Origin of the sequence: Sulfuricaulis limicola, assembly GCF_002355735.1 — a bacterium.
Lineage (GTDB): Bacteria > Pseudomonadota > Gammaproteobacteria > Acidiferrobacterales > Sulfurifustaceae > Sulfuricaulis > Sulfuricaulis limicola.
Window position 1 is genome coordinate 1,671,987 of sequence record NZ_AP014879.1, and the last position, 26,136, is coordinate 1,698,122.

The 26,136-nt window shown below is 62.6% G+C and carries 23 protein-coding genes, 3 tRNA genes and 1 other RNA gene; 9 read left to right on the plus strand and 18 right to left on the minus strand.

The window, feature by feature from the left end:
• Positions 1 to 24: 24 nt before the first annotated feature.
• The 3 genes from SCL_RS08100 to SCL_RS08110 are packed head-to-tail and all read right to left on the minus strand — an operon-like array spanning position 25 to position 3,327.
• Positions 25 to 1,386 (minus strand): N-acetylmuramoyl-L-alanine amidase, encoded by a 1,362-nt coding sequence (locus tag SCL_RS08100; RefSeq protein WP_096360748.1) that lies wholly within the window; start codon positions 1,384 to 1,386, stop codon positions 25 to 27.
• The gene (gene tsaE / locus SCL_RS08105; protein WP_096360749.1) at positions 1,383 to 1,841 is read right to left on the minus strand and encodes a tRNA (adenosine(37)-N6)-threonylcarbamoyltransferase complex ATPase subunit type 1 TsaE; all 459 of its coding nucleotides are present in this window, start codon (positions 1,839 to 1,841) and stop codon (positions 1,383 to 1,385) included. The genes SCL_RS08100 and tsaE overlap by 4 nt, the downstream gene beginning before the upstream one ends.
• Complete coding sequence (locus SCL_RS08110) at positions 1,828 to 3,327, minus strand: NAD(P)H-hydrate dehydratase (protein WP_197702569.1); 1,500 nt, start codon at positions 3,325 to 3,327, stop codon at positions 1,828 to 1,830. The genes tsaE and SCL_RS08110 overlap by 14 nt, the downstream gene beginning before the upstream one ends.
• A gap of 303 nt (positions 3,328 to 3,630) precedes the next feature.
• Between SCL_RS08110 and queG the strand changes: the two genes are divergently transcribed.
• Positions 3,631 to 4,704: a tRNA epoxyqueuosine(34) reductase QueG gene (gene queG, locus SCL_RS08115; protein WP_096360751.1), complete on the plus strand. Its 1,074-nt coding sequence runs from the start codon at positions 3,631 to 3,633 to the stop codon at positions 4,702 to 4,704.
• A 19-nt stretch (positions 4,705 to 4,723) separates the two neighbouring features.
• Here queG and SCL_RS08120 read toward each other — a convergent pair whose 3' ends face one another.
• Both SCL_RS08120 and orn read right to left on the minus strand, forming a co-directional pair.
• Complete coding sequence (locus SCL_RS08120; protein ID WP_172425980.1) at positions 4,724 to 6,379, minus strand: hypothetical protein; 1,656 nt, start codon at positions 6,377 to 6,379, stop codon at positions 4,724 to 4,726.
• Positions 6,380 to 6,415: 36 nt separating this feature from the next.
• Complete coding sequence (gene orn, locus SCL_RS08125; RefSeq protein ID WP_096360753.1) at positions 6,416 to 6,979, minus strand: oligoribonuclease; 564 nt, start codon at positions 6,977 to 6,979, stop codon at positions 6,416 to 6,418.
• Between the two features lie 77 nt (positions 6,980 to 7,056).
• Here orn and SCL_RS08130 point away from each other — a divergent pair, with 77 nt between their 5' ends.
• Genes SCL_RS08130 through SCL_RS08140 form a run of 3 tightly spaced genes read left to right on the plus strand, consistent with a single transcriptional unit; the run spans position 7,057 to position 8,954 of the window.
• A complete protein-coding gene (locus tag SCL_RS08130) occupies positions 7,057 to 8,298 on the plus strand; it encodes a M48 family metallopeptidase (protein ID WP_096360754.1) in 1,242 nt (413 codons plus the stop codon).
• A gap of 21 nt (positions 8,299 to 8,319) precedes the next feature.
• Positions 8,320 to 8,607, plus strand: coding sequence for a c-type cytochrome (locus SCL_RS08135; RefSeq protein WP_096360755.1), 288 nt, complete (start codon positions 8,320 to 8,322; stop codon positions 8,605 to 8,607).
• An 11-nt stretch (positions 8,608 to 8,618) separates the two neighbouring features.
• A complete protein-coding gene (locus SCL_RS08140) occupies positions 8,619 to 8,954 on the plus strand; it encodes a 4a-hydroxytetrahydrobiopterin dehydratase (RefSeq protein WP_096360756.1) in 336 nt (111 codons plus the stop codon).
• An 18-nt stretch (positions 8,955 to 8,972) separates the two neighbouring features.
• Here SCL_RS08140 and SCL_RS08145 read toward each other — a convergent pair whose 3' ends face one another.
• From SCL_RS08145 to SCL_RS08175, 7 genes are all read right to left on the minus strand, one after another.
• The gene (locus tag SCL_RS08145; RefSeq protein ID WP_096360757.1) at positions 8,973 to 9,863 is read right to left on the minus strand and encodes an SDR family oxidoreductase; all 891 of its coding nucleotides are present in this window, start codon (positions 9,861 to 9,863) and stop codon (positions 8,973 to 8,975) included.
• A gap of 47 nt (positions 9,864 to 9,910) precedes the next feature.
• On the minus strand, positions 9,911 to 10,507 hold the full coding sequence (gene recR / locus SCL_RS08150; RefSeq protein ID WP_096360758.1) for a recombination mediator RecR: 597 nt from the start codon (positions 10,505 to 10,507) through the stop codon (positions 9,911 to 9,913).
• A 5-nt stretch (positions 10,508 to 10,512) separates the two neighbouring features.
• On the minus strand, positions 10,513 to 10,833 hold the full coding sequence (locus tag SCL_RS08155; RefSeq protein ID WP_096360759.1) for a YbaB/EbfC family nucleoid-associated protein: 321 nt from the start codon (positions 10,831 to 10,833) through the stop codon (positions 10,513 to 10,515).
• Positions 10,834 to 10,982: 149 nt separating this feature from the next.
• A complete protein-coding gene (dnaX, locus tag SCL_RS08160; RefSeq protein ID WP_096360760.1) occupies positions 10,983 to 12,605 on the minus strand; it encodes a DNA polymerase III subunit gamma/tau in 1,623 nt (540 codons plus the stop codon).
• Between the two features lie 47 nt (positions 12,606 to 12,652).
• An RNA gene (ffs, locus tag SCL_RS08165) (signal recognition particle sRNA small type) lies at positions 12,653 to 12,750 on the minus strand.
• 128 nt (positions 12,751 to 12,878) lie between these two features.
• Positions 12,879 to 15,980 carry an AAA family ATPase gene (locus tag SCL_RS08170; protein WP_096360761.1) on the minus strand — a complete coding sequence of 1,034 codons (3,102 nt, stop codon included), beginning with the start codon at positions 15,978 to 15,980 and terminating at the stop codon, positions 12,879 to 12,881.
• Positions 15,977 to 17,128: an exonuclease SbcCD subunit D gene (locus SCL_RS08175; RefSeq protein WP_096361908.1), complete on the minus strand. Its 1,152-nt coding sequence runs from the start codon at positions 17,126 to 17,128 to the stop codon at positions 15,977 to 15,979. The genes SCL_RS08170 and SCL_RS08175 overlap by 4 nt, the downstream gene beginning before the upstream one ends.
• Before the next feature lie 102 nt (positions 17,129 to 17,230).
• On the opposite strand from SCL_RS08175, the gene SCL_RS14070 reads away from it, so the two are divergent.
• Entirely contained in the window at positions 17,231 to 17,416 is a 186-nt protein-coding gene (locus tag SCL_RS14070; protein ID WP_148665043.1) for a hypothetical protein, read from the plus strand.
• A gap of 147 nt (positions 17,417 to 17,563) precedes the next feature.
• Here SCL_RS14070 and SCL_RS08180 read toward each other — a convergent pair.
• The 3 genes from SCL_RS08180 to SCL_RS14075 all read right to left on the minus strand — a co-directional run bounded on the left by SCL_RS08180 (position 17,564) and on the right by SCL_RS14075 (position 18,062).
• Positions 17,564 to 17,654 (minus strand) — tRNA-Ser (locus SCL_RS08180).
• Positions 17,655 to 17,757: 103 nt separating this feature from the next.
• A tRNA-Ser gene (locus tag SCL_RS08185) sits at positions 17,758 to 17,846 on the minus strand.
• A gap of 94 nt (positions 17,847 to 17,940) precedes the next feature.
• Positions 17,941 to 18,062 (minus strand) — tRNA-Ser (locus SCL_RS14075).
• 80 nt (positions 18,063 to 18,142) lie between these two features.
• Between SCL_RS14075 and mltF the strand changes: the two genes are divergently transcribed.
• Complete coding sequence (mltF, locus tag SCL_RS08190; RefSeq protein ID WP_096360762.1) at positions 18,143 to 19,597, plus strand: membrane-bound lytic murein transglycosylase MltF; 1,455 nt, start codon at positions 18,143 to 18,145, stop codon at positions 19,595 to 19,597.
• A 96-nt stretch (positions 19,598 to 19,693) separates the two neighbouring features.
• Here mltF and tadA read toward each other — a convergent pair whose 3' ends face one another.
• The 3 genes from tadA to guaB all read right to left on the minus strand — a co-directional run bounded on the left by tadA (position 19,694) and on the right by guaB (position 23,308).
• Positions 19,694 to 20,161 (minus strand): tRNA adenosine(34) deaminase TadA, encoded by a 468-nt coding sequence (gene tadA / locus SCL_RS08195; protein WP_096360763.1) that lies wholly within the window; start codon positions 20,159 to 20,161, stop codon positions 19,694 to 19,696.
• Positions 20,152 to 21,726 carry a glutamine-hydrolyzing GMP synthase gene (gene guaA / locus SCL_RS08200; protein ID WP_096360764.1) on the minus strand — a complete coding sequence of 525 codons (1,575 nt, stop codon included), beginning with the start codon at positions 21,724 to 21,726 and terminating at the stop codon, positions 20,152 to 20,154. Before guaA ends, tadA begins: the two co-directional genes overlap by 10 nt.
• A 124-nt stretch (positions 21,727 to 21,850) precedes the next feature.
• Positions 21,851 to 23,308, minus strand: coding sequence for an IMP dehydrogenase (guaB, locus tag SCL_RS08205; protein ID WP_096360765.1), 1,458 nt, complete (start codon positions 23,306 to 23,308; stop codon positions 21,851 to 21,853).
• 224 nt (positions 23,309 to 23,532) lie between these two features.
• Between guaB and SCL_RS08210 the strand changes: the two genes are divergently transcribed.
• From SCL_RS08210 to SCL_RS08220, 3 genes are all read left to right on the plus strand, one after another.
• On the plus strand, positions 23,533 to 23,859 hold the full coding sequence (locus SCL_RS08210; RefSeq protein ID WP_096360766.1) for a hypothetical protein: 327 nt from the start codon (positions 23,533 to 23,535) through the stop codon (positions 23,857 to 23,859).
• 85 nt (positions 23,860 to 23,944) lie between these two features.
• Entirely contained in the window at positions 23,945 to 25,303 is a 1,359-nt protein-coding gene (gene xseA, locus SCL_RS08215) for an exodeoxyribonuclease VII large subunit (protein ID WP_096360767.1), read from the plus strand.
• Positions 25,293 to 26,135, plus strand: a complete 843-nt coding sequence (locus SCL_RS08220) for a peptidoglycan DD-metalloendopeptidase family protein (protein ID WP_197702570.1) — start codon at positions 25,293 to 25,295, stop codon at positions 26,133 to 26,135. Before xseA ends, SCL_RS08220 begins: the two co-directional genes overlap by 11 nt.
• Position 26,136 lies beyond the last annotated feature (1 nt).

Below are 26,136 nucleotides of genomic sequence, written 5' to 3' on the forward strand. Positions count from 1 at the left end.
AGTGACAAGACAACAGTTTGAAGTTTAACCGTCTCCCTGCCTGGACGGGATGCGAAGCCGCAGGCCGACCGGGAGATCCGCGTCCCGCAGGTCATTAACGAAGCGCAGCGCGTCCACGTGAATATTGTATTGCCGCGCGATCGAGGCCAGCGTATCTCCTCTGCGCACGACATGCTCGCGCGACGTCTCGCCCGAAATCACCGCCTGCACCGGAACCAGCGACGGCACCGGGCTGCGCGCCAGGTGGCGCCTGATACCGCGGAAAATGCCGCTGGCCAGCTGCTGCTGGAATCCCGGCGTGCGCAATTTCTTTTCTTCGGAAGGATTGGAGATGAAGGCGGTCTCGATCAGCACCGACGGAATGTCGGGCGACTTGAGCACGGCGAAACCGGCCTGGGCGACGCGGTGCATGTGCACCGGGCCCACGTCACGCAGCTCCGTCAGCACATCTTCCGCCAGTCCCTGGCTATCCTGCATGGTTTTGTTGTGCGACAAATCGAGCAGCACCTGCGCCAGCATGTCATCCTTGTCGTTCAGGCTGACGCCGCCTATCAGGTCGGAGGCGTTTTCCTTGTCGGCCAGCAAGCGCGCCATGGCGTTGCTCGCGCCCTTTTCGGACAACACGTAAACCGAAGAGCCGTAGGCCTGCCGGCTGGGCACGGCGTCGGCGTGAATGGAAACGAACACATCCGCGCGCAGGCGTCGCGCCTTCTCGAAACGCTGTTTCAGGCCGACATAATAATCGCCATCGCGTATGAGCACCGGCCGCATGCCCGGCTCCCGCTGCACCAGCCGGGCGAGCTCGCGCGCAATGGCCAGCGTCACGTCTTTTTCACGCGTACGGTAACGCCGCCCCATTGCACCCGGGTCTTCGCCGCCGTGCCCGGCGTCGATCGCCACGATGCGCTCGCGCGCGACCGGCCGCGCCTGCACCGGTGGCGGCGTCCGGGTGATTTCCTCCGGCTTTGCCTTTTCCTCTTCCGCCGATTTCACGTCGACCAGATCAATCACCAGGCGATGTCCGTAGGGTCCCGCCGGCTTCAGCACGAAGCTGCGCGGCCGGGTCTCGGCCTTGAGATCGAGCACGATGCGCAGCGGGCCTTCTTCCGGCTGGCCCACCCGCACGGCGCCCAGCAACGGTCCGCCGGTATCGACGTCCTTCAGCGGCTCTGCCATGCGCGCATTGTCCATATCCACCACGATGCGATGCGGGTCCTGCAGGGTGAACAGGCGATGCTCCAGCGGTCCGCTGAGGTCGAACACGATGCGGGTGTGATCCGGCGCGCGCCAGACGCGCATGTGCTGCACCGTGACGGGTTCGGCCCAGGTCACGGCGGATACCAGCAGCAGAAACACGGGAGGCAACAGGCGCGCCAGGGCTTTCATGTCAGCGCCTTCAGCAAAACATCACCCTGGGGTGTGAGGGTCATGATCCGTACCATACGTCCTGTCTCGGTCGGCTCAATCATAATATCCACGTCCGGCGATGGCAAAACACCCTGTGCGCGCTCGGCCCACTCGACAACGCACACGCCGTTACCGTCAAGGTAGTCACGCATGCCGAGGAATTCCAGCTCGCCGGGATCGTTCAGGCGGTAGAGGTCAAAGTGGTAAAACCGGAGATTACCGAAAGTGTAAGGCTCGACAAGGGTAAACGTCGGGCTCTTGACCGCGCCGGCATGACCCAGCCCGTGCAACATCCCGCGCACCAGTGTGGTCTTGCCGGCGCCGAGCGGACCGTGAATATTGACGAGCCGCACATTTCCCACCTGGGCGGCGAGTTTCGCCCCCAGCGCCTCCATCTCCGCCACCGACGCCACTCGTCGCTCAACCGCCGGCATGTCTCACCAGGCGATTGAGCCGGCCGCGGATGTGGGGAAACAGGTCGGAGGCCAGCATGCCGATCTCGCCGGAGGCGGCGACATCATCCCCGGCCATGGCATGCAGCCAGACCCCGAGACGCGCCGCCACGGGCGATATCAGTCCCTGCGCCCGCAGGCCGGCGATCACGCCGGTCAGCACATCACCCATGCCGCCGCTGGCCATGCCCGGGTTGCCGCGGTCACAGACCGAAACCACGCCATCATATAAGGATGCAATCAGGGTGCCCGCCCCCTTCAACACGCAAACCCCGCCGAAACTCGCATTGAGCTCACGCACCGCCGCGAAGCGGTCGGCTTGTATCTGTTCCGTGGTCATGCCCAGCATGCGCGCCGCCTCGCCGGGATGGGGCGTGAGTATCCAGTCCGCATGCATCAGCGGGTCGGTCGCCAGGGTATTCAGCGCGTCGGCGTCCACCACCATGGGCAGCTTGGTGTCGAGCGCCGCGCCAAACAGGGCATCGCCCCACGCGCCCTGCCCCAGCCCCGGTCCCGCGGCAATGACATCGGCGCGCGCCAGCAGGGGCCGCAACTCTTCCGGAGTGGCCACGCCATGAACGATCAGTTCCGGGCACGCGGTGCTGATGTGAGCGGCATGTTCCGGATGCGTGGCCAGCATCACCAGGCCGGCCCCGGCGCGGTACGCCGCCTCGCCCGCCAAACGCGCCGCCCCGGGCATGCCGCGGTCACCGCCGATCACCAGCACATGTCCGGCATCGCCCTTGTGCATGTCGCGCCGGCGTCCCGGCATGAGCCCATGAAGCGATGTTTCTGTCAGGCGCCGCACCAGGGCCGGAACCCCGGCGTAAATGTCCGGCGGTACATTGAGATCGTTGAAAAAAATCTCGCCGGCATGTTCGCGCCCGGCACCGGTGAACAGGCCGGCCTTGAGGCCGATGAAACTCATGGTGGCGTCCGCGCGCACCGCCGCGCCCATGACATGGCCGGTGTCGGCGTTCAGGCCGGAAGGCACGTCCACGGCCAGTACCGGAATCCGGCTGGCGTTGATGGCTTCGATGGCCGCGCGCCATTCGCCTTCCACTTCGCGCTCCAGCCCGGTGCCGAGCATGGCATCAATAATGATGTCGTGACCGGCGAGCAGATCAGTTTGAAAATTCCGGATGGCAACACCGGCGGACTTGCATTGCTTGCGCGCGGCGGCGGCATCGCCCCGCATTTTCTCCACCGCTCCCAGACTCAGCACGTTAACCGTCAAACCAGCCGCGCGCGCCAAACGCGCCATCACATAGCCATCACCGCCGTTATTGCCGGTACCGCACAGCACCGCGACGCGACGCGCCTGCGGCCAGCGCGTGCGCAGCAGCTCGAATGCCGCCGCCCCCGCGCGTTGCATCAGCTTCGCCCCGGGAATCCTGCGTTCTTCGATGGCCAGGCGGTCGAGTTCCCGGACCTGGGCGGCGGTGTAGAGGGCTTCGGGTAATCTCACAGTCACTCCAATGAATGGACAGGATTAAGCAGGGCGAGCCGGAAACAGACGAAGACACTTAACGTGTCTTCGTCCCGGCGAGCGCCCCGCCAAGGATGGCGGGGCCGAGTGTATCGAAGCCTCCGTAGTTGCGCCAAGGACGGCAGGCATGCCTTCCCTGGCGCCGCGACAAGGGCTTCGATACGCCCCGGCCCGCACATCCCTGTGCGGGCGCTCAGCGGCGCCGATGCCCGTTAAGGGCATCGGCGACTACCCCGCTTCGCCCTGTAAATCCTGTCAATTTTTCTCTTATGATAGGGCCTGATGCGCACCGCACGAAACAATAATATTGACCTAGCCCGTCTCGCCACCGACATCAAGGCCTGGGGACGGGAGCTGGGTTTTCAGCAAATCGGTATCGCGGATACCGATCTCGGCGCGGCCGAAACCCGCCTGCTGAACTGGCTCAAACTGGAGCGACACGGGGAAATGCATTATATGGAATCCCACGGCACCCGCCGCAGCCGGCCGCAGGAATTGCAGCCCGGCACGCTGCGCGTGATCTCGGCGCGCCTGGATTATCTGCCGGGGCAGGCTGCCGACAGCGAGGCCGTGATGCGCGACCCGCAGCGGGGCTTCGTGTCGCGCTACGCGCTGGGAAGGGACTATCACAAAGTCCTGCGCTCGCGTTTGCAAAAGCTGGCCGAACGCATCGAAGCGCGGGTGGGGCCGTTTCAATACCGGGCCTTCAGCGACAGCGCCCCGGTACTGGAAAAGGCGCTGGCGGAAAAGGCCGGGCTGGGATGGATCGGCAAGCACACCAACCTGATCGACAAGCAGGCCGGCTCGTGGTTTTTTCTCGGCGAGCTGTACACCGACCTGCCGCTGCCGGTGGACACGCCCGCCGAGAATCATTGCGGCACCTGCCATGCCTGCATCGACATCTGCCCGACCCGGGCCATCGTCGCCCCCTACGAACTCGACGCGCGCCGCTGCATTTCCTACCTCACCATCGAGCTGCGCGGTTCCATTCCCGGGGAACTGCGCCCCCTGATCGGTAACCGCATCTATGGCTGCGACGATTGTCAGCTCGTGTGCCCGTGGAATCGCTTCGCCCGCCCGGGCGCGGAGCCCGACTTCGCCCCGCGTCACGGCCTCGATGCGCCGGAACTGGTCCGGCTGTTTTCCTGGACCGAAGACGAGTTTCTGAAATACACCGAAGGCTCCGCCATCCGGCGTATCGGCTACGAATGCTGGCTGAGGAATATTGCCGTGGCACTAGGCAACGCATCAACGAGCGAGACGGTCGTTAATGCACTCAAGGCACGGCAAGAACATGCTTCGGAACTGGTGAAAGAACACGTGAGCTGGGCACTGGAACGTCACTACGAACAATAAACTTTTCTGTGAATACCAATCAGGGCTGGATGGTAATCGCCAGCTGTGGCGGCTGACTGACACCGCAACATGAGTCTTCTGCATCCGTGTATTGTACGTGGTCTGAAGCGGCATCACCGTTGATCTCCAGAGGAGAAAAGCGCAATCGATATTGTGAGCGGCTGCGCATGTTCGTGACATCGCTGTTCACTCGCGCCGTGACATCAAGCGTCCGGTAGCCGATCGTATCGCTGGTGGAAAATATGCCCAGCAATGCAAGCAACCCGCCTTCATAGTCGCCCGGACTGTTATCCAGAGTAGCCCCGTAACTAACGTGATCAACAACCACACTTCCCAAATCATTGAATGGTGTACCTACCTGAGACGCCTGATACAACCTCAAAATTGCAGCGCCTACAGTGGCCGTCGTTGGGATATTCGAAAGATCAAAACTGAATAACTGACGGGCGCGAGAACCGGTAAATAACGACGGCTCATCGTCACCGGTCCGGGGAGAACCTCCATTTGAGATTGCCGTATAGGCACTACCATCAAACTCTATGAATCCAGCCAAAGAGGACGTGCTGCCAACTACAATCGGTGTAACATCGACATAAATCCCCCAAGGACCGGTCGAGGCCGTCAGGCTCAGATTACGATCAGGCGCGGTACTGCCATTAACGATGCTGGCGTTGTTAAAAACTAGGACCGAATTGCCACCGAAATTGGCAACGTATAAACGGTCGGTGCCAGTGTCCACAAATATGTCCCGTGGTTGGTTCAGCATGCTTCCTCCACCGGTAATTGTGCGGTTGGGAGTCGAACCACTATTTGCTCTACTGGCCCCATCAAAAATAAGAACCGAGTTCGCTGACGCGACATACAAACGATCCGCCATAATATCTACAAAAATTCCCACGACGCCGCTTGAAATCGGAATCGATCTGAGCGGTGCAATGTCATTGCTGCTCGCCACGATGGCAGCATTATTGAAAACAAGAATCTGACCATTGCCATTGGCCACATACACCAGATTTCTGGTGGCGTCGGCGCAAACATCTATTGGCGCATTCAGGGTGGTCATTGCTCCAGTCAATGCCCGAGTCGGCGCTACATTGCCGTTCAAAGCGCTTGCGTTGTCATAAATCAGAATGGAGTTGCCATTAGTGTTTGCCACGAATAGCCGGTTATTCACCACGTCCACGAATAACGCAGACGGCCCGTCCATAGTAGCGCCGGTAATCATGCGATCCGGGGCATCACCACCGGTGACAATGCGCGCATTGTGGAAAACCAGAATGGAATCATTCAGGAAATTGGCGACGTAGATCTGATCGTGCGCCATGTCTACCGCAATGCCGCGCGGACCACTCAGGGTGGTGAGACCACCCGATACGACGCGATTTGGTAGCGTGCCGCCGGAGACGGTATTGGCGTCGTTATAGATCAGCAGTCTGGGGCTGGTGTTGCCACTGACATAAAGCTGACTGCCTGTCCCTGAGGTGGGCGGCGGTACAACGGTTCCACCACCCCCTCCCCCGCCATTACAAGCCGCGAGCAGGAACGCCACAAGAAATATGGTGCCGGTCAGGACGGAAACACGAACAGCGGAGGTTAAGGGCATAAAACACCTCGCAGGCTGCTGACTTCTCCGCCATTCTAAATGCACGGTGGATATGCTGTCACCCATCGCCATTTTACGATTTCGTTTAAGTGACTTACCTAAAGCTGACTATTTCGCGAAGAAATGCTCGCGGTAGTATTTCAGTTCCTCAATCGACTCGCGAATGTCGTCGAGCGCCTTGTGAGTGTTCTTCTTGACCAAGCCGCTGCACAGCGCCGGCTTCCAGCGCTTCACCAGTTCCTTGATGGAGCTGACGTCGAGATTGCGGTAATGAAACCAGGCTTCGAGTTGCGGCATGGTGCGCGCCAGAAAACGCCGGTCCTGGCAGATGCTGTTGCCGCACATGGGCGATTTGTTTTTCGGGACATGCCGCTGGAGAAACTCGAGCGTCATGCGTTCGACATCCGCCTCGGCGCAGGTTGACTGCTTCACGCGCTCGATCAGGCCGGTGCCCGCGTGGGTGCGCTGGTTCCAGTCGTCCATGGCCGCCAGGACCGCATCGGACTGGTGCACCACCAGCACCGGTCCTTCCGCGACGACATTCAGCTCGCTGTCGGTGACGATCGTGGCGACTTCGATGATCCGGTCGGTATCCGGGTTTAACCCTGTCATTTCCATGTCTATCCAGATCAGGGCGTTACTGTCCTGCGCCCCGTTGGGTGATTGCGCCATGCGTGGTCTCCGGATGCTGGGCGGGAATTTTCCGCGTTCACTACTGTCTCTTCACTCGTCCTGTCATAATACCACCTATGAATACCTTCACGGTCATATTTATCGGCCTGCTCGGCCTGTCGCTGCTGGTGGAACTGTGGCTCGCCAACCGCCACATACGTCATGTCAGCACCAACCGCGACGCGGTGCCGCCAGTCTTCCGCCGCCGGATCTCGCTGGAGGATCACCGCAAGGCCGCCGAGTACACCATCGTGCATACCCGCTTCGGACGCCTGGAGGATATCTACGGCACGGCGCTGCTGTTGGTCTGGACCGTGGGCGGCGGACTGGAGTGGCTGGATCGGCTCGTTCGCAGTCTCGGCCACGGCGAGCTGGTAACCGGCACCGTGTTCATCCTGGCTGCCTTCATCATCATGGGCCTGATCGAGCTGCCGGTCAGCGTGTACCAGGTCTTCGTGATCGAAAACCGTTTCGGGTTCAACAAGACCACTCCCGGCCTGTTCATCGCCGATCTCGTCAAGAAGACCCTGCTGCTCGGGATTATCGGGGTGCCGCTCGCCATGACCGCGCTGTGGCTGATGCAGGAAACCGGCGCGCTGTGGTGGGTGTATGTGTGGCTGTTGTGGAGCGGCTTCACGCTGTTCCTGGTGTGGGCCTATCCCGCGTGGATCGCGCCGCTGTTCAACAAGTTCACGCCACTCAAGGACGACTCCGTGCGCGAGCGTATCCAGGCGCTGCTGGAACGCACCGGTTTCCGCTCGCGCGGCATCTTCGTCATGGACGGCTCGCGTCGCAGCGCGCATGGCAACGCCTACTTCACCGGCTTCGGCAAATCCAAGCGCATCGTCTTCTTCGACACCCTGCTGGAGCACCTGGGCGAAAAGGAGATCGAGGCCGTGCTCGCGCACGAGCTCGGACATTTCAAGCTCCGGCACGTCGTCAAGCGCATGCTGCTCACCTTCGGAATGAGCCTGCTTGGCCTGGCCCTGCTCGGATGGCTGATCACGCAACCCTGGTTCTACGCCGGCCTCGGCATGACGCAGCCCTCGACCCACGCCGCCCTGATGCTCTTCATGCTGGTCATTCCGGTGTTCACCTTCTTCCTGCAGCCACTGCTGGCATGGAGCTCGCGCCGTCATGAATATGAGGCCGACAGTTTCGCCGCCGAGCAGACCGACGCGAAGGATCTCGTGAATGCGCTGGTGAAACTCTACCGGGAAAATGCCAGCACCCTCACCCCCGACCCGCTGCATTCCGCTTTTTACGATTCACATCCGCCGGCGGCGTTGCGCATCGCGCACCTGGCGGGCAAAACCTGACGTAGTACACAAGGAGGATCCATGCTCAAGTCATTCGTTGTATTTCCGTTTGCCGCCGTCCTTTCCGTATCCGCCCAGGCCGCGTCCCTGCCGGGGGACAGCGCCAGCGGCAAAAAACTGTATGAGGCCAATTGCATGTCGTGTCACAAAGACGACGTGCATACGCGCAAGGATCACACGGTCAAAAACCTCAAGGGATTGACCGAGCAGATCCACAATTGCGAACACATGACCGATATCAAGCTGGGAAAGAACCAGGTGAACGATCTGGTGAAATACCTGAACGATACCTACTACAAGTTCAAATAACCGGGGGCGTCATGTCCGACCTCACGCGCAAGTCCTGCAAGCCCTGCGCGCCGGGCACGCCGCCGCTGTCGCGCGACCAGGCCAGGGCGCTGCTGGAGCAGACGCCGGGCTGGTCGCTGAACGACACCGCCACGGAGCTCAGCCGCAGCTTCAAGTTCAAGAATTATCATGAAACCATGGCTTTCGTGAACGCCCAGGCCTGGATCGCGCACCGCGAGGATCATCATCCCGATATCGAGGTGGGTTACAACCGCTGCCACGTGCGCTTCAGCACGCACAGCATCGGGGGCCTGTCGGAAAACGACTACATCTGCGCCGCCAAGATCAACGCCCTGCTGGGCGAATGACGGCGCGGTCCCCGGGGTTTACCCGCAGCGGTCAAAACACGAGGGCAGGCCGGCCGCCAGGTCCGGGTACATCAGCTCCACGCCCAGCTCCTCGCGCAGGCGCCGGTTGTCGATGCGCTTGGACTCCGCCAGATAGGAAAGCATGCCCTCGCCCAGCTGCCGGCGCGCCTGTTCCAGCGTGATCGCCGGCGGGCGCGGGATACCGAGCACATCGGCCACGCGGTAGAAAAAATCCGTCATGGTCGTGGGATGTCCGTCGCTCACGTTATATAAGGCGCCGGGGTTTGCATGATGCCCGGCAACGAAACAGGCCCGCGCCAGATCGTCGGCATGGATGCGGTTGCTGAACGGTGATTCCTCTTCTCGCAGCACCGGCTCACGCGCACGCAGGCGTTCCTCGGGCAAATAACCGCGACCATAGATCCCCGGCACGCGCAAAATCACAATCGGCACGCGACTCTTCTCGCTCCAGTGCCGCAGGCTGCTCTCCGCCGCGAGCCGGCGCCTGGCCCGGTCCACCTGCGGATTCGGCGGCCGATCCTCGGTCACCCATTCGCCCCGGCAATCGCCATAGACACCGGTCGTGCTGATCAGGACCACGCGTGTCGGCAGCCTGGAAGTATCGAGGATGGAAACAAACGCTTCCATGCGCGGGTCGGTCACGCCCTTTCCCGGCGGCGGCGCGAAGTAATAAATGAGCGCATTCTTGACGGGGAGATCATGCAAAAACGCCGGCACATCGAGATCGGCCGCGATCGGCTGGATGCCGGCCGCGCGCAGGCGTTGCGCAGATGCCTCGGAGCGAATCAGGCCCGAGACATGGCGTCCCGCGGAACGCTCGAGCCCGCCCACGCGCTCGCCGATGTCACCGCAACCCACGATCAGGACATCAGTGGCGGCGGGACTCATCGCACACCATTATCGGCACCGGATGGCATCAAGCTGTCATGCAGCAATCATGCCTCGCGTCGCCCGGCCAGGGCGCGCGCGAGCGTATTGCGGTCAGTGTATTCCAGCTCGCCGCCGATGGGGACGCCGTAGGCGATGCGCGTGGCCTTGATATGACGGGCGCGTACCAGGTCGCTGATGTAATGCGCGGTCGCCTCGCCTTCCACCGTCAGGTTGGTGGCGAGCACGACCTCCTTGATGCTGCCCTCATCGAGCAGTGCTTCGAGGCGGGGGATGCCGATTTCGTCCGGGCCGATGCCGTCAAGCGGCGACAACCGTCCCATGAGCACGAAATACATGCCGTTGTAGACGCCGGACTGGTCGAGCGAGACGAGGTCGGACGGCGATTCGACCACGCACAGCAGTGATTTGTCGCGCCGGTTCGACGAACAGATCGGGCACAGCTCGGTTTCACTCAGATTATTGCAGCGCTTGCAATGAACGATGCGCTCGACGGCGTCGGTCAACGCCCGCGCGATGGTGCGCGCACCCTCGCGGTCGCGCTCGAGCAGATGATAGGCCATGCGGCTGGCGCTCTTGGGACCGACGCCCGGAAGCCGGCGCAGAGCCTGCTTGAGCGCTTCGAGGACGGTGATGTCGTTCATGATCCTCAGAACGGCAGTTTCATTCCGGGGATATTGAGCCCGGCGGTCAGCCCCGACATTTTTTCCTCGGTGGTCTTCTCGACCTTGCGCACCGCGTCGTTCACCGCGGCGGCGATCAGGTCCTCCAGCACTTCCTTGTCGTCTTTCAACAGGCCGGGGTCGATCTGCACGCGCTTGATGTCGTGGCGGCAAGTCATGGTCACGCTGACCATGCCGCCGCCGCTGCTGCCGGTGACCTCGATCGTCGCCAGCTGTTCCTGGGCCTTGCGCAGATTCTCCTGCATCGCCTGCGCCTGCTTCATGATGTTTCCCAATCCGCCTTTCATATTCTCCTCTCCCGATGTCGGAGGTCTGCAAAAAAAAGTGAATAAGATTTTGAACCGCCAAGACGCCAAGGTCGCCAGGAAAAACTATTTTAAAGAATAAAAACTTGGCGTTCTTGGCGTCTTGGCGGTTAATTTCAATATTTTAAACTCTAAACCTTCGGCCGGATCGAAGCCGGGTTGACCCGGGCGCCGAATTTTTCCTGCAGCGCGCGCACGTTGGGGTCCTCCACGATGGCCTGTACCGCGGCCTGCTGCCGCTCATCCTGCAGCCGGCTCCGCTCTTTCGCCGGCGTTTCCGCGCTCGGGCGACCCAGGTTCATCTTCAGGCGAACCGTCGCGCCGTAATATTTTTCCAGCGCCTGACGCAGCTCTTCCTCGCGTTCCTTGTTGAGCAGCTTGGCGTGCGTTTCCTCCAGCGTCAGCGTCAGCATGTCGCCTTCACGGGATTCCAGCGTCGTGTTGCTGGCCAGCTCGCGCAACAGACCGGCGAGCCCGAGCCGGGCCACCACGTCTCCCCACTTCGCCTCCGGCGCGCCGGGGCTTTGCGGCGCAACGGCCGCGGCCGGTGCAACCGGGACAGGGTCCGTCCTGGGCGTCATGGAAGGCGCGGCGTGCGGCGCTGGCACTGATGTGGTCGGCGCCGCCGTTTTGGGTGCCGGCACGGCGGCGGGAACGGATGAGCGTACCTCGCCCGCTTCCGCCGGACGGAACGCCACCATGCGTAGCAGGATCATTTCCAGGCCGCTGCGCGGATCGGGGGCATAGGGCAGGTCGCGTTGCCCTATAGCGCCGATCTGGTAGTAAAGCTGCACATCCTGCGGCGACATGGCGCCCGCGTGTGCCAGCACGTCGCCGCCCGCTTCGCCCGCCAGCGCCGGATCGGCCTGTGCCAGCGCAATCCGGTGCAGCCAAAGCAGCAGATCCTTCAGCACCGCCTCGTAATCCAGACCGAATTCGGCGGCCTCGGATACGACCCTGAGCAGACCGGCCACGTCGCCGGCTTCCAGGCCCTGCAGGATGTTTTCGATCAAATTCTGGTCAATCGTGCCGAGCATGGCGCGCACTTCCGCCTCGGCGACCTGACCGCCGCCGTAGGCGATCGCCTGATCGAGCAGCGACAGGCCATCGCGCATGCTGCCATCGGCGGCACGCGCCAGCAGCCTGATGGAGGCGGCGTCATGGACAATGCCTTCCGCGTCGAGGATCTTCTGGATCTGCGCGCCGATCTGCTCGGGCGGCAGGCGCTTGAGGTTGAATTGCAGGCAGCGCGACAGCACCGTCACCGGGAGCTTCTGCGGGTCGGTGGTGGCGAGCAGGAACTTGACGTGCGGCGGCGGCTCTTCCAGCGTTTTCAGCAGCGCATTGAAGCTGTGGCCGGAGAGCATGTGCACTTCGTCAATGAGATAGACCTTGTAGCGGCCGCGTGACGGTGCGTACTGCACGTTGTCGAGCAGCTCGCGCGTGTCGTCGACCTTGGTGCGCGAGGCCGCGTCCACCTCGATCAGATCGACAAAACGGCCCTCGTCCACTTCCAGGCAGGCGCTGCACTGGCCACAGGGCTTCGACGTAACGCCGGTTTCGCAGTTCAGCGATTTCGCGAGGATGCGGGCGATGGTGGTTTTACCGACACCCCGGGTGCCGGTAAAAAGAAAGGCGTGATGCAGGCGGCCGTGGTCCAGCGCGTTGACCAGCGGCTGCACCACGTGTTGCTGGCCCACGAGTTCGGCGAAGTTGCGCGGGCGCCATTTGCGCGCCAGAACCTGGTAACTCAAGGGATTTGCCTCTTCTCCAAATCAGGCCGTTCGAAACGGGTGGCGGTTCGAGCCAACCACACCCCAGTACCCGAAATACCTGCTGCGGCTGCTTCCTTCCGGACCTGACCGGGTTCACAAGCTTCCGTCGCCGAGGGGACCGGCTCTCACCGCCATAATCAATTTGAGGGTTGAAAGTGTATCACGGCGTGGTGGTGGCGGTAAGCCAAGGGAGATGTCGTGCCAAACGCGGATGCCCCGCAAACCGCCGGGTCATGGACGATGCGGTTTGGTTCAGGCTTGCGTCGCGGCGTGCCGGGCGACGCGTGTCTCGCCGTGCACCAGCCGGGCATGACTGCCATGCTTGCCCTTGGTGATTTCGAGCCGTGCCGGAACCAGCTCGGTAAGCTCGGCCACGTGGGAGATGAGGCCGACCAGCCGTCCGCTCTTCAGCAGCTCGCCCAGCGCCTGGAAAGCGAGCTCGAGGGTCTCGGGGTCGAGCGAATCGAAGCCCTCGTCGATGAAAATCGTCTCGAGCCGGATTCCCCCGGCGTATGACTGAACCACGTCGGCGAGGCCCATGGCCAGTGACAGCGATGCCAGAAAGCTCTCGCCACCGGAGAGCGTCTGCACCGGCCGCGTCGTTCCCGTGTGGGCATCGTACACCAGCAGATCGAGTCCGCCGGCGGCCCGCAGATCCACTCGCTCCGTCGCGCGCTGCAGGTCGAACCGGCCCCGGCTCATGAGACGCAGACGGTGGGAGGCCGCGGCGAGCACGTCCTCCAGCAGCGCCGCGAGCACATAGCGCTGCAGCGTGATGCCATAAATATTCTTCCCGTTGGCCACCTCCGCCACGCGCCCCACGATGGCGAGTTGCGCCTCCATTTGGGCCTGTTCCCCTTGCAGAAATTTCAGCTCGTTGACCGAACTGTCGATCTGCCGGCTTTGCTCCCCGGCGCGCGCCCGCTCTTCGAGCAGGCCGTTCACTTCGGTCTGGGCGTTCGCCGCGTCGGTCTCGAGCGCGGTCAGATCGGGTCGCACTTTCCCGCGCGCGGCATCGGCGACGTGATCAAAGCGCGCCTTGGCGGCCACCTGCCCATTACGGAAGGCGTGGATCTCCTGCTCGAGCCGTGCGCATTCCTCCTGCCCGAGCCTGGCTCCCTGATAAGCCGCGTCGTCGGCAAACCCGGCCTCCCTGAGGCGTTCCATAAAATCCTCAACGGCCGTATCCATGCGCGCACGGGTTTCATTGACCTCGCGTTCCGCGCCATCGAGCTGTGCCTGGCAGGCCTGCCACGCCGTCACGACCGTGTCATGGTTTTGGCTGGCATGTTCGAACGCGGTTTTCAGCGCCTCATGCCGCGCCCGTGACATCGCCAGCGCCGCGCTCAGGGCCTCGAGCGAGCGCAGCGTCGTGGGGATGTCCTTCTCAAGACCGGCAATGCGTTCCTGCAAGCGGCCGTGCGCGGTGCTCGCCTCGATGAAGATTTCCTCCAGCCGGGGCAACTCACCGGCAAGCCGGGTTTCGGTTGCCTGCAAATCGACGATCGTCCGGCGCAAGTCGCCCTGCTCCTCCGAGGCGGCCTTGGCCTTGTCGAGTTCGGCCTGCGCCTCCCCGAGTCGCTTCGCCAGCACCGCGGGAGATGTCTTGCGCTGTGCACCAAGATCCTCCAGGCACTTGGCGATACGCTCCTTCGTGATGGCGACGCGCTGCGCCACCTGGCCGGCTTCCTGCACGGCGGCGTCCTGGGTCTTTTCGAGACGCGGCAACTCCTCCTGCAATGCCGCAATCTCCTGCTCATCCGGCACCGCGGTTCGAAAATGCGCCGGCGCCGGGTGCCGCGTGGAGCCGCATACCGGGCAGGGCTGCCCGCGCTCGAGCTGTTTCGCCAGCACCGTCGACTGCGCCTTCACTCGCTGCTCTTGCAGGCGTTCGAATCTTTTCTTGGCCTCGTTGAGGGATTTCTTCGTTTCCCGCATCAACACCTCGGCACTCTCAAGCGCGTGTTCCTGCATCTTGAGTCGGCCCTGATGTTCCGCCAGATCGTCGGCGATCTTGTGCAGCCGTTGCAGTTCCTTGACCTGCGCCCTCCACTCCGCGGTTTTACCCGACAACTCGATCATTCTCACGAGATCCTTCTGGTGCTGGCGCAGCGCGCGGCTGCACTCGCGCAGTTCCTCCTGCGCCCGGTTCCGGTCATGAGTGACCTGCGTGACACGCTGCGCATGCCCGGAGAGATCCCTGGTCCCCTGTTCGAGTTCCCCGATCTTGCCGGTCAGCGCTTCCAGACGCGCGATCTCCCTGCGGACCAGCTCGTGTTCCGCTTCCCGGGCCTGCTCGGCCGCCAGCGCGCGCTCCGCGGCAAGCTTTGCCTCCAACACCCGTTCCTGTTGTGCGGCGAAGTTCGTCCTTTTGAGAAGGGCGGCTTCATGTTCCTGCCGGCGCTGCCGGCAATAGGTCTCGGCATCGCGCAGCGCCTCGGCGCGCCGGGCCTGATCGAGGCGCTGTTCGAGCATCTCGATTTCGACACGGCGCGTCTCCGCCTCGGCATATCTGACCTGGGCCTCCGTCAATTCCGCGAATACCTTGTCGACCTGATGCGCCTCGCGCAATTGCCGGTCGACCAGTTCCCGTCGCGCCGCCGCGGCGGTCAGACCGGTATCGACCTCGCTGGCGCGCCGGCGCAGCGTCTCCTGCCGGCCGAGGAGTTCCTCGACGGTCTCCGCCCCGGCCTGCGCCAGGACAAAGCCGGTCCTGCCGGCGAGATCCTCGCAGCGGCGGCGAACGTCGACCGCCGATTGCTTGAGCGCCTCCTCGATCTGGCGGTAGAACCCGGTCGAGAACAGCACTTCAAGGATCCGCTGGCGCTCCGTCGAATTCGCCATCAGAAAGCGCTGGAACTGATACTGCGGCAGCATCACGACCTGGCGGAACTGATCGCAACGGAAACCGAGCAGTTGCTCGACCTGCTCGGTAACGTGCATCCACTGGGTTGCCAACACTGTCCCGTCGTCCGCGTCATCGTCGATATCGCTGCGGCGCCAGAGTGTCGCCTCGGGCGGCACGCGCGTCATGCCCTCACCCTTTTTCCTGGGTCGCTCCTGCTCCGGCGTGCGCTTGATGCGGTAGCGCTCGGCGCCCACGGAAAAATCGAAGACGACCTCCGTGGGCACGTCAGGGGGCGCGTGATCGCTGCGCAGGGTGCGCGGCTCGCGAAAGGATCCGGAGGATTCTCCGTAAAGCGCGAAACAGATGGCATCCAGAATCGAGGTCTTGCCCGCGCCGGTCTGGCCGTGGATCAGGAACAGCGAGCGCCCGCCGAGCTGACGAAAATCGATCTCCTGCCTGTCGGCGTAAGGCCCGAAGGCCTGCATCACGAGGCGCAGCGGTTTCACGGCTGGGATTCCCGTTCCAGCGCGTGCAGCCGTTCAACGACGCCGAGGTAGGCATTGATCTCATCCTCGGACGCGGCTTCGCCCTTCACTGTCTGAAAGAAGGAAGTAAAAATCTCGCGATCGCTCAGGCTGCGGTAGTCCACGCGCGACGCCGCCTGATCGCCCCGGCCGAGCCGCTCCATCCGCTTCAGCTCAAGCACGTTGGGATACTTGGAGCGCAACCGTCCGATGGGATCGAACACCGGGCCCTTGTCGAGCAGCGTCACCGACAGGTAGTCGTCGGCGTCGTTTCCGGCCGGCGCGCTCAGCAGCGCTTCCAGCGTCCCGGTGACACAGCGCACGGCGTGGCGCGGCGTGAGCGGGATCCGCTCGAGATGGCATCGACCCGCGGCATCGAGTTCCACCAGGTTGACCGACTTTATGTGGGCGGCCTCGGAGAAGGAGTACTGCAGCAGCGACCCCGAGTAGTGAATCCGGTCGTTGCCGGCCCGCTGCGGGCGATGCAGGTGGCCGAGCGCGACGAAGGAAAAACCGTCGAACACCGACGGCTCGACCGCGCCCGTGCCGCCCACCGACAGCGGGCGCTCGGACTCGGATTCCTCGCTGCCGATGACCAGGGCATGGGCCACGAGCACCGAGCGCGTGCCGCGCGGGCGCGTCTCGCGCGCCTTCGCGATGACGGCGCGCATCGCGGCGGCGTGATCGGGAAGGTCCGGGTTGCCGAGACGTTCGCGCACCAGGGCGGGCTCGGCATAAGGAATCGTGCAGAAGCTCACCGTGCCGTGAGCGTCCGGGATCGTTGTCCACACGGGATCAAGGCCGACGCGCCCCGCCACGTGCAGACCGCTCTGGGACAGCAGCCGCGTGCCAAACCCAAGGCGCTCGGGGCTGTCGTGGTTGCCGGCGATCAGGATCACCCGCGTCCTGAGATCGATGACGAGCCGCGACAGGGTCTCATCGAGCAGGCTCACCGCCTCGGGCGGCGGGACGGCGCGATCGTACACGTCTCCCGCGATGACCACGGCGTCCGGTTTCGCCTCGCGGACCAGGTTAATGAACTGGTCCAGCGCATAGGCCTGGTCCTGTATCAGGCGTACGCCGTAAAAGATCCGGCCGAGATGCCAATCGGCGGTATGAATTATTCGCATCCTGCCAACCCCGAGTCCTTGCGCGATGATTTCGTAGTGTCCGAAATTCCGCACGGGACTTCAATGTGCCCCGGCTTACCAACGGATAACGCGAACAGACGAATGGCAGAATATTATCGGATGCCGCTTCCCTTGCCTGTTGTGATCCCTGAAAAATTACTGCGGGGTGCTTTCTGCGACACGGCGTTCAACACGGCTTCGTCGCGTTGTCGAACCATTACCGAGGGCTGGAATCTTTCTGTTTACTGGTCAAATAAAAATGGGGCCTTTGGCCCCATTTTTATTTGACTGGCGGAGAGGGAGGGGTGAGGCGGAGTTTTCGCGAACACACTTAACGTGTGTTCGCGCCGCCGAACGCCCGGTCATGGATGGCCGGGCTGGGGCTCAACGAAGCCAGAAATGTCGCGCCATGGATGGCTGGCACGAATGCATGTATGGCGGAGAGGGAGGGATTCGAACCCTCGGTACGCTTTTGGCGTACACACACTTTCCAGGCGTGCTCCTTAAACCGCTCGGACACCTCTCCAAACTGTAACGATCTGAAACCTGAGCCGGTGAAAAAACCGGTAAAACGAATCCCATCAAATACACGAGGGAGAGATGTACTCGGTACACCCCCGGTTCTAAATTGGCGGAGAGGGAGGGATTCGAACCCCCGTGGCGTTTCCGCCCATCTGATTTCGAGTCAGCGCCGTTGTGACCGCTTCGGTACCTCTCCGGGAAAAGAAATTATATCAGCATCCGTACCATGGATTTAAATTTACCAGCGGGAGGGATTGCTCGGCCCGTCCCTGGGCCTCGCCCTCGCCGCTTGGCGGCGAGGGCCGCGCTGCGCGCGTCCAAATTCGCTCCCGGCGAATTTGTCGAACCCCCGTGGCGTTTCCGCCCATCTGATTTCGAGTCAGCGCCGTTGTGACCGCTTCGGTACCTCTCCGGAGGGGCGGGATTATACCAGCACGCGTCCTTTCAGCCACACCAAAGCGACGTGACAAGGGCTTTCCGCTGCACTAGTTTATGCCTATGGATCGCAAGCTGCCCGGACAATGGATTGGACGGTTTCATGCCGTATCGCGACGTCTCCGCACCGTTCTGCTCCTGACCCTGCTCGCGCCCGCCTTTCTGTCGTGCACGTTCTTTGAGAAAAACAAGCTCCAGTCCGTCATCGCCGCCGGCGAGCTGGTGGTGCTGACGCGAACCAGCCCGACGACTTATTATGAAACACCGGAAGGGCCGGCCGGCTTCGAATACGACCTGGTCAAGGGCTTCGCCGATTACCTCGGCGTGAATCCCCGCTTCATCGTCGTCCCCAAATTCAGCGATATCCTGCCGCGCTTTCTCGAGGGCGAGGGCGACATGGCCGCGGCCGGCATCACGGTGACCGAGGCGCGCGCCCGGCTGGTGCAGTTCGGGCCACCCTACCAGGAAATCCGGCAACAGGTCGTCTACCGCCTGGGAACCCCGCGCCCCGCCGACGTCCCGGCGCTGGTCGGGCGGCAGATCGAAGTACAGGCCGGCACCAGCTACGTCGAACGCCTCCATGAACTCAAGCAGGAATACCCGGAACTCAAATGGGCCGAGGTGGACCGGGAAACCGAGGAACTGCTGGTGACCGTGTGGGAAGGCCTGCTGGAACTCACCATCGCCGACTCCAATATCGTATCGATCAACCGGCAGTATTTTCCCGATCTCCAGGTGGCTTTCACGCTTGCGAAACCCGAGTCCTTGGCCTGGGCTTTTCCCCGGGGCGAAGACCAGAGCCTGCACGAGGCGGCCGTGAAATACCTGGCAGAGACCCGCGCCTCGGGCAAGCTTGCCCAGCTGGTCGACCGCTATTACGGCCCGGCCAGCCGGTCGAATTTCATCAACCTCAGCATCTATCGGGTGCGTATCCGCGGGCTGCTGCCGCATTATCAGATGCTGTTCGAGAACGCCGGCAAAAAATACGGTCTGGACTGGCGGCTGCTCGCCGCCATCGGCTACCAGGAATCCTTCTGGAACCCCGATGCCGTCTCGCCGACCGGCGTGCGCGGAATAATGATGCTGACGCAGGAAACCGCCGGGCATCTGGGCATCGCGGACCGTCTCGACCCCACCGAGAGCATTGACGGCGGCGCGCGGTATCTGCAGGGGCTGATCACGCGCATGCCGCCCGGCATCACCGAACCGGACCGGTTGTGGATGGCGCTCGCGGCCTACAACGTCGGCGTCAGCCACCTGGAAGACGCGCGCATCCTCACGCAGAAACAGGGGCGCGACCCGAACAAGTGGAACGACGTGAAGAATTACCTACCTTGGCTGGCCGACGAGGCCTGGTATCCCAAAACCAAATACGGCTATGCCCGCGGAATGGAACCGGTACTATTCGTCAATCGAGTGCGCACGTATTACGACGTGCTGGTCAAGATTGACGAGGAAGAAAAGGCCAAAAGCAAACCGGAAGCGCTCGACCTCAAGGCACCTGCGATTTAGTTAACGTAGGTCGGGGTGAGCAAAGCGAACCCCAACGAAAGATTGTCAAACAACTGTTGGGCTTCGCTATCGCTCAGCCCAACCTACATTCAGTTATCACCGCCGCGCTTCAAAGAATTTCCGCAACAAGGCGCTGCACTCCTCCGCCAGCATGCCTCCCATCACCTGTGCGCGATGATTCAATGAAGGCGATTCAAGAAAATTGAAAACGCTCCCGGCGGCGCCGGCCTTCGGGTCGGCGGCGCCGTACACCACGCGCGCCACGCGCGCTTGCACGATGGCCCCGGCGCACATGGCGCAGGGTTCGAGGGTCACGTAAAGAGTGGTATCCGTCAACCGGTAGTTCTTCATGCGCGTTGCGGCGGCGCGCAAAGCTACAATTTCGGCATGGGCGGTCGGATCGTGCGACACGATCGGTTGGTTCCAGCCCTCGCCGATCACTTCGTCGTTCACTACCACCACGGCGCCCACCGGGACTTCACCGGCCTGTTCGGCATGACGGGCCAGATCGAGCGCGCGGCGCATGTATGCCTCATCACGCGCTTGCGTGGCTGTCACTCCCATTCAATCGTGGCCGGCGGCTTGCCGGAGATGTCGTAGACCACGCGCGAGATGCCGCGCACTTCATTGATGATGCGGTTGGAAATGATCCCGAGGACTTCGTACGGGATGTGCGCCCAGTTGGCGGTCATGAAATCCACCGTCTCCACCGCGCGCAACGCGACGACATAATCGTAGGCGCGCGCATCGCCGAGCACGGCCACCGACTTGACCGGCAGGAACACCGCAAACGCCTGGCTGATTTTTTCGTAGAGATTGTGGCGGTAAAGCTCCTCGAGATAGATGGCGTCGGCCTTGCGCAACAAATCGGCGTATTCCTTTTTCACCTCGCCCAGGATCCGCACGCCCAGGCCCGGCCCGGGGAAGGGATGACGGTAGATCATCTGGTGCGGCAGCCCCAGCTCCTCGCCGATGCGGCGCACTTCGTCCTTGAACAGCTCGCGCAGGGGTTCGAGCAGCTTGATGTTCATCTTCTCCGGCAATCCGCCGACGTTGTGGTGTGACTTGATGACATGCGCCTTCTTGGTCTTGGCCGCGGCGGATTCGATCACGTCCGGGTAGATCGTCCCCTGCGCCAGCCAGCGCGCATTTTTGATCCTGGCCGCCTCTTCCTCGAATATCTCGATGAACATGCCGCCGATAATCTTGCGCTTCTTCTCCGGATCGGCCACGCCCTTGAGCGCCGAAAGAAACCGGTCCTGCGCATCCACGCGAATGACCTTGACGCCCATGTGGCGCGCGAAGGTTTCCATCACCTGATCGCCTTCGTTCAGGCGCAACAGGCCGTTGTCCACGAAAATGCAGGTCAGCTGTTTGCCGATGGCGCGGTGCAACAACGCCGCGACCACGGAGGAATCGACGCCGCCCGACAAGCCGAGGATCACCTCGTCCTGGCCGACCTGGGCGCGCACCGATTGCACCATGCTCTCGATGATATGGCCCGGCGTCCACAGCGAGCCGCAGCCGCAGATGTCATGCACGAAGCGTTGCAGGATGCTGCGCCCTTGCGTGGTATGCGTTACTTCGGGGTGAAACTGGATGCCATAGAATCCACGCGCCTCGTCGGCGATGCCGGCAAAGGGTGCCGTGGGCGTTTCCGCGATCACCTTGAAACCCGCCGGCAGTCTGGTGACGCGGTCGCCGTGGCTCATCCACACATGCAGCCATTCCGCGCCGGAGTCTTCCTGCTCGTCGCGCAAATCATGGAATAACTTTGAATGCCCGTGCATGCGCACTCGCGCATAGCCGAACTCGCGCTTGTCGCCGGCCTCCACGGTCCCGCCCAGTTGCGCCGTCATGGTCTGCTGTCCGTAACAGATGCCGAGGATGGGGATCTTCATATCGAAGATCTCCTGCGGTGCGCGCGGAGTCTCCGCCTCCGTCACCGATTCCGGTCCGCCGGAAAGAATAATGCCGCGCGGGGCGAATTTCCTGATTTCCTCTACCGGCGTGTCATAAGAGTACAGCTCGCAATACACGCCGGCCTCGCGCACGCGGCGCGCGATCAGCTGCGTGGTCTGGGAACCGAAATCGAGGATGAGGATTCTTTGCGAATGCGGGTCGGTCATGATTTAAATCTTCTTGAACCGCCAAGGCGCCAAGAACGCCAAGAAAAACACTGGGAATAATCGACAACCCACAAAAAGCCGTATTTGTTCTTCTGGCGTTCTTGGCGCCTTGGCGGTTTAAAAATCATTCACGTTGGTAATTCGGCGCTTCCTTGGTCACCGTCACGTCGTGCACGTGCGACTCGCGGATGCCGGCGCTGGTGATGCGCACGAACTGGGTCTTGGTGCGCATGGCCTCGATGTTGGCGCTGCCGGTATAGCCCATGCTGGAACGCAGGCCACCCATGAGCTGGTGAATGATGTTGATCATCGGCCCCTTGTACGGCACGCGGCCTTCGACGCCTTCCGGCACCAGCTTGTCGCCCTTGGCATGTTCCTGGAAGTAACGGTCGCTCGAACCCTCGCCCATGGCGCCGAGCGAACCCATGCCACGATAGGATTTGTAGGAGCGGCCCTGATAGATCTCAACCTGTCCGGGCGATTCGTCGGTGCCGGCCAGCAGGCTGCCGACCATGATCGTGTGCGCGCCGGCCGCCAGCGCCTTGGCGATGTCACCCGAATAGCGAATGCCGCCGTCGGCGATCACCGGTATGCCGGTGCCTTTCAGCGCCTCGACCACGTTGGCTATCGCCGTCAGTTGCGGCACGCCGACGCCGGCCACCATGCGCGTGGTGCAGATGGAGCCCGGGCCGATACCGACCTTGACGCCGTCGGCGCCGGCATCGCGCAGGGCCTTGGCCGCCTCGGCGGTGGCGATGTTGCCGCCGATCACCTGCATGTCGGGGTGATGTTTCTTGACCCAGCGCACCCGGTCGAGCACACCCTGCGAATGACCGTGCGCGGTATCCACTACGATCACGTCGACCCCGGCGTCCACCAGCATTTCCACGCGCTCCTCGGTGCCCGCGCCCACGCCGACGGCGGCACCGGCCAGCAGCCGGCCCTTGGGGTCCTTGGCTGAACGCGGATATTCAGTGGATTTCTGGATATCCTTGACGGTGATGAGGCCCTTCAGGCCGAACTTGTCGTCGACCACGAGAATTTTTTCAATGCGGTGCTGATGCAGCAGTTTCAGGATTTCGTCGCGTCCCGCACCCTCTTTCACCGTCACCAGCTTGTCCTGCGGCGTCATGATGCGCGACACCGGCTCGTCGTAGCGCGTCTCGAAACGCAGGTCGCGGCTGGTCACGATGCCGACCAGCTTGTCGCCCTGCGTGACCGGTACGCCGGAGATGTGCTGTGCGCGCGTCAGTTCCAGCACCTTGCGGACGGTGGTGTCGGGCGTGACGGTGATCGGATTGCTGATGATGCCGGCCTCGAATTTCTTTACCCGCCGGACTTCCTCCGCCTGGCGCGCCGGCGTGAGGTTCTTGTGGATAACGCCGAGCCCGCCTTCCTGGGCCAGGCAGATCGCCGCGCGCGCCTCGGTCACGGTGTCCATGGCCGCGGACAACAACGGAATATTGAGGCTGATGGTGCGCGTCAGGGAGGTTTTCAGGTCCACGTCCTTGGGCAGGACGCTCGAATGGGCAGGAAGCAGCAGGACGTCGTCAAAAGTAAGGGCTTCCTGGACAATTCGCATGGCGCATTATAGTTATCTGCCCGGCGCCCGTAAACTGGTGCGGCGACGGGCGCCACGCGCTTATTCCCGGCGGCCGTAAACCCCCTGTGACGCTGACGGCGATGCTGTTGACCTTGCCGGGAATGTATTTTACCGTGGCAGCGTCTATTACCAGTCCGGCAAGAAACGTCACGGATTCATGCCGCCACCATTACTGGGCACTGTCAGACACAGGAGGAATAAGGATGAAACAAACGCTTATTTTGTGCGCAATAACCCTGGTATCCGTCGGCTGCGCCAGCGGCATCAACAAGGACGAATACAACAAGCTGGTCATGGAGGCGGAAAACGAAATCAAGCTTGCCAACAAGACCGGCTTTCTGTGGACCAGCACCGAAAAGTCCCTGACGGAATCGAAGGAAGCCATGGAGGCCGCCACCGCGGCGACCGATAAAACCACGCGCGAAAGCGAGTATAACAAGGCCATGAAACTGGCGAAGAAGGCCTTGTCGGAAGCGAAACTGGCGCAACAACAGGCGAAGGACAACGCCAACCCCGCCGTTCATTTCTAGCAAGGCATTAACTGTCATAAAAAAGCCGGGCAATGCCCGGCTTTTTTTGTTTTAAATTTCCCCAAAATGAGGTTATGTTCAGGGAATGGAACAGTCGTCGTTCGCCATAACCCCGTTGCGTGACATCTACACGGTCTCGCGCCTGAACCGCGAGGCCAAGGCGGTGCTGGAGGGGGGATTTCCGCCGATCTGGATCGAGGGCGAGCTTTCCAACCTGTCCCGGCCCGCCTCGGGCCATGTCTACTTCTCGCTCAAGGATGCGCAGGCCCAGGTGCGCTGCGCCTTCTTTCGCCAGCATCAACGCCTGCGCGGCCTGGCACTCAAGGACGGATTGCACGTGCTGGCGCGCGCCCGCGTCAGCCTGTACGAGGGGCGCGGGGACTATCAGCTCATCGTCGAATACCTGGAAGAGGCCGGCGAAGGCGCCCTGCGGCGCGCCTTCGATGCGCTCAAGCAACGCCTGTTGCAGGAGGGATTATTCGATGTCGCGCACAAGAAACCCCTGCCGAGGCTTCCACGGCGTCTCGGCGTCATCACCTCCCCTTCCGGCGCGGTGCTGCACGACATCCTGACGACCTTGCGCCGCCGCTTCCCGGGAATCGCCGTGCTGGTGTATCCGGTGCCGGTGCAGGGCGAAGGCGCGGCGGAAAAAATCGCCGGCGCGATCCGGCTGGCAGGCAGGCGCGGCGATTGCGACGCGCTGATTCTGGCGCGTGGTGGCGGTTCGCTCGAGGACCTGTGGGCCTTCAACGAAGAGAGCGTGGCGCGCGCCATTTATGCCTGCCCGGTTCCCATCGTCAGCGGCGTCGGGCATGAAACCGATTTCACCATCGCCGACATGGTGGCCGATGCACGCGCGCCGACGCCCACGGCGGCGGCGGAAATGCTGAGCCCGGACCGGCAGGAATGGCTGGCGCAATTCACGCGCCTCGGGACACGCTTGACCACGGCCATGCAGGGTCGCCTGCGCAGCCGGCAACAACATCTCGACTGGCTGGGTGCGCGCCTGGTGCATCCGCGCAACCGGATTGTACTGCTGCAGCAAAGTCTCCAGTCACTGGCCCAGCGGCTTTACCTGTCACAGACGGCGAGCCAGCGCCAGGCGCGGTCGGAACTGCAGGCACTGATGGCGCGCCTGCACCAGCATTCGCCACGACCCCGAATACAGGCGCTGATGCTGAACCACGGTCACTTGTACTCGCGGCTTGTCACCGGCATGAAACGCCGGCGCGAACTGGCCGAGTCGCGCCTGCAACAACTCATGCAAAGCCTGCATACGCTGAGTCCGCTGGCTACGCTGGAACGCGGCTACGCCATCGTGCAACGCCCGGAGACCGGCGCGGTCGTGACGGATGCCGGCAAAGTCAGGCCGGGTGAACGCGTGCGGGCGCGACTGGCGCGCGGCCGGCTGGATTGTCTGGTGGAAAAAACCCGTGAAGATTAGGAATTGGCCGTTGCTGGCCCTGCTGTTCAGTGTGCCGGTTCAGGCGCAGATCCTGCCGCGCGAAAGCCCGGTGCCGGGCGGCATCGCTGTCGTGCCGGTGGCAGCGGAGACCGAACCCGCGCCCGAAGTGTATTTCGACGACCAGCGTGTCCTGGTCGTGCCGCACGCCGGAAAATGGCAGGCGGTGGTCGGCCTGCCGTTATCGCTCAGTCCCGGGCCGCAGGCAGTGCAGGTCAACGACCGCAATGGGCAACGGCGTGAATTTTCATTCATCGTACAACCCAAGGACTATGCCGAGCAGCGTTTGGTCGTCAAAGACAGACGCATGGTCGAGCCTTCGGCGAAAGACCTGGCGCGTATCGCGCGTGAAACGGAAATCATCCGCAAGGTGTTCGCTACCTGGAGCGATCGGCCGCTGACATCGCTGCAATTCGCGCCACCGGCGCGTGGACGCATCAGCAGCGTGTTCGGGCTGCGGCGCTATTTCAACGACCAGCCGCGCCAGCCGCACAGCGGTATCGACATCGCCGGGCCCGTCGGCACGCCCGTGACGGCGCCGTTCGCGGGTATCGTGGCAAACACCGGGGAATATTTCTTCAATGGCAGGACCATTTTCATCGATCACGGGCAAGGGCTGATCAGCATGTTCAACCACCTGAGCCGCATCACGGTCAAAAGCGGCGCGCGCGTGGCCGCGGGCGATAAAATCGGGGAGATCGGCATGACCGGACGCGTCACCGGCCCGCACCTGCACTGGACCGTCAGCCTCAACAACAGTCGTGTCGACCCGGCGCTGTTTCTGCCGCAAGACGCCGTCGACAACGGCAATTAAT

Excerpts from the sequence above, each read along its gene's own strand:
- SCL_RS08100 (WP_096360748.1), bottom strand. The coding sequence starts at position 1,386 with ATGAAAGCCCTGGCGCGCCTGTTGCCTCCCGTGTTTCTGCTGCTGGTA.
- tsaE (WP_096360749.1), bottom strand. The coding sequence starts at position 1,841 with ATGCCGGCGGTTGAGCGACGAGTGGCGTCGGTGGCGGAGATGGAGGCG.
- queG (WP_096360751.1), top strand. The coding sequence starts at position 3,631 with ATGCGCACCGCACGAAACAATAATATTGACCTAGCCCGTCTCGCCACC.
- SCL_RS08120 (WP_172425980.1), bottom strand. The coding sequence starts at position 6,379 with ATGGCGATGGGTGACAGCATATCCACCGTGCATTTAGAATGGCGGAGA.
- orn (WP_096360753.1), bottom strand. The coding sequence starts at position 6,979 with ATGGCGCAATCACCCAACGGGGCGCAGGACAGTAACGCCCTGATCTGG.
- SCL_RS08130 (WP_096360754.1), top strand. The coding sequence starts at position 7,057 with ATGAATACCTTCACGGTCATATTTATCGGCCTGCTCGGCCTGTCGCTG.
- SCL_RS08135 (WP_096360755.1), top strand. The coding sequence starts at position 8,320 with ATGCTCAAGTCATTCGTTGTATTTCCGTTTGCCGCCGTCCTTTCCGTA.
- SCL_RS08140 (WP_096360756.1), top strand. The coding sequence starts at position 8,619 with ATGTCCGACCTCACGCGCAAGTCCTGCAAGCCCTGCGCGCCGGGCACG.
- SCL_RS08145 (WP_096360757.1), bottom strand. The coding sequence starts at position 9,863 with ATGAGTCCCGCCGCCACTGATGTCCTGATCGTGGGTTGCGGTGACATC.
- recR (WP_096360758.1), bottom strand. The coding sequence starts at position 10,507 with ATGAACGACATCACCGTCCTCGAAGCGCTCAAGCAGGCTCTGCGCCGG.
- SCL_RS08155 (WP_096360759.1), bottom strand. The coding sequence starts at position 10,833 with ATGAAAGGCGGATTGGGAAACATCATGAAGCAGGCGCAGGCGATGCAG.
- SCL_RS08175 (WP_096361908.1), bottom strand. The coding sequence starts at position 17,128 with ATGCGAATAATTCATACCGCCGATTGGCATCTCGGCCGGATCTTTTAC.
- SCL_RS14070 (WP_148665043.1), top strand. The coding sequence starts at position 17,231 with ATGGCAGAATATTATCGGATGCCGCTTCCCTTGCCTGTTGTGATCCCT.
- mltF (WP_096360762.1), top strand. The coding sequence starts at position 18,143 with ATGCCTATGGATCGCAAGCTGCCCGGACAATGGATTGGACGGTTTCAT.
- tadA (WP_096360763.1), bottom strand. The coding sequence starts at position 20,161 with ATGGGAGTGACAGCCACGCAAGCGCGTGATGAGGCATACATGCGCCGC.
- guaA (WP_096360764.1), bottom strand. The coding sequence starts at position 21,726 with ATGACCGACCCGCATTCGCAAAGAATCCTCATCCTCGATTTCGGTTCC.
- guaB (WP_096360765.1), bottom strand. The coding sequence starts at position 23,308 with ATGCGAATTGTCCAGGAAGCCCTTACTTTTGACGACGTCCTGCTGCTT.
- SCL_RS08210 (WP_096360766.1), top strand. The coding sequence starts at position 23,533 with ATGAAACAAACGCTTATTTTGTGCGCAATAACCCTGGTATCCGTCGGC.
- xseA (WP_096360767.1), top strand. The coding sequence starts at position 23,945 with ATGGAACAGTCGTCGTTCGCCATAACCCCGTTGCGTGACATCTACACG.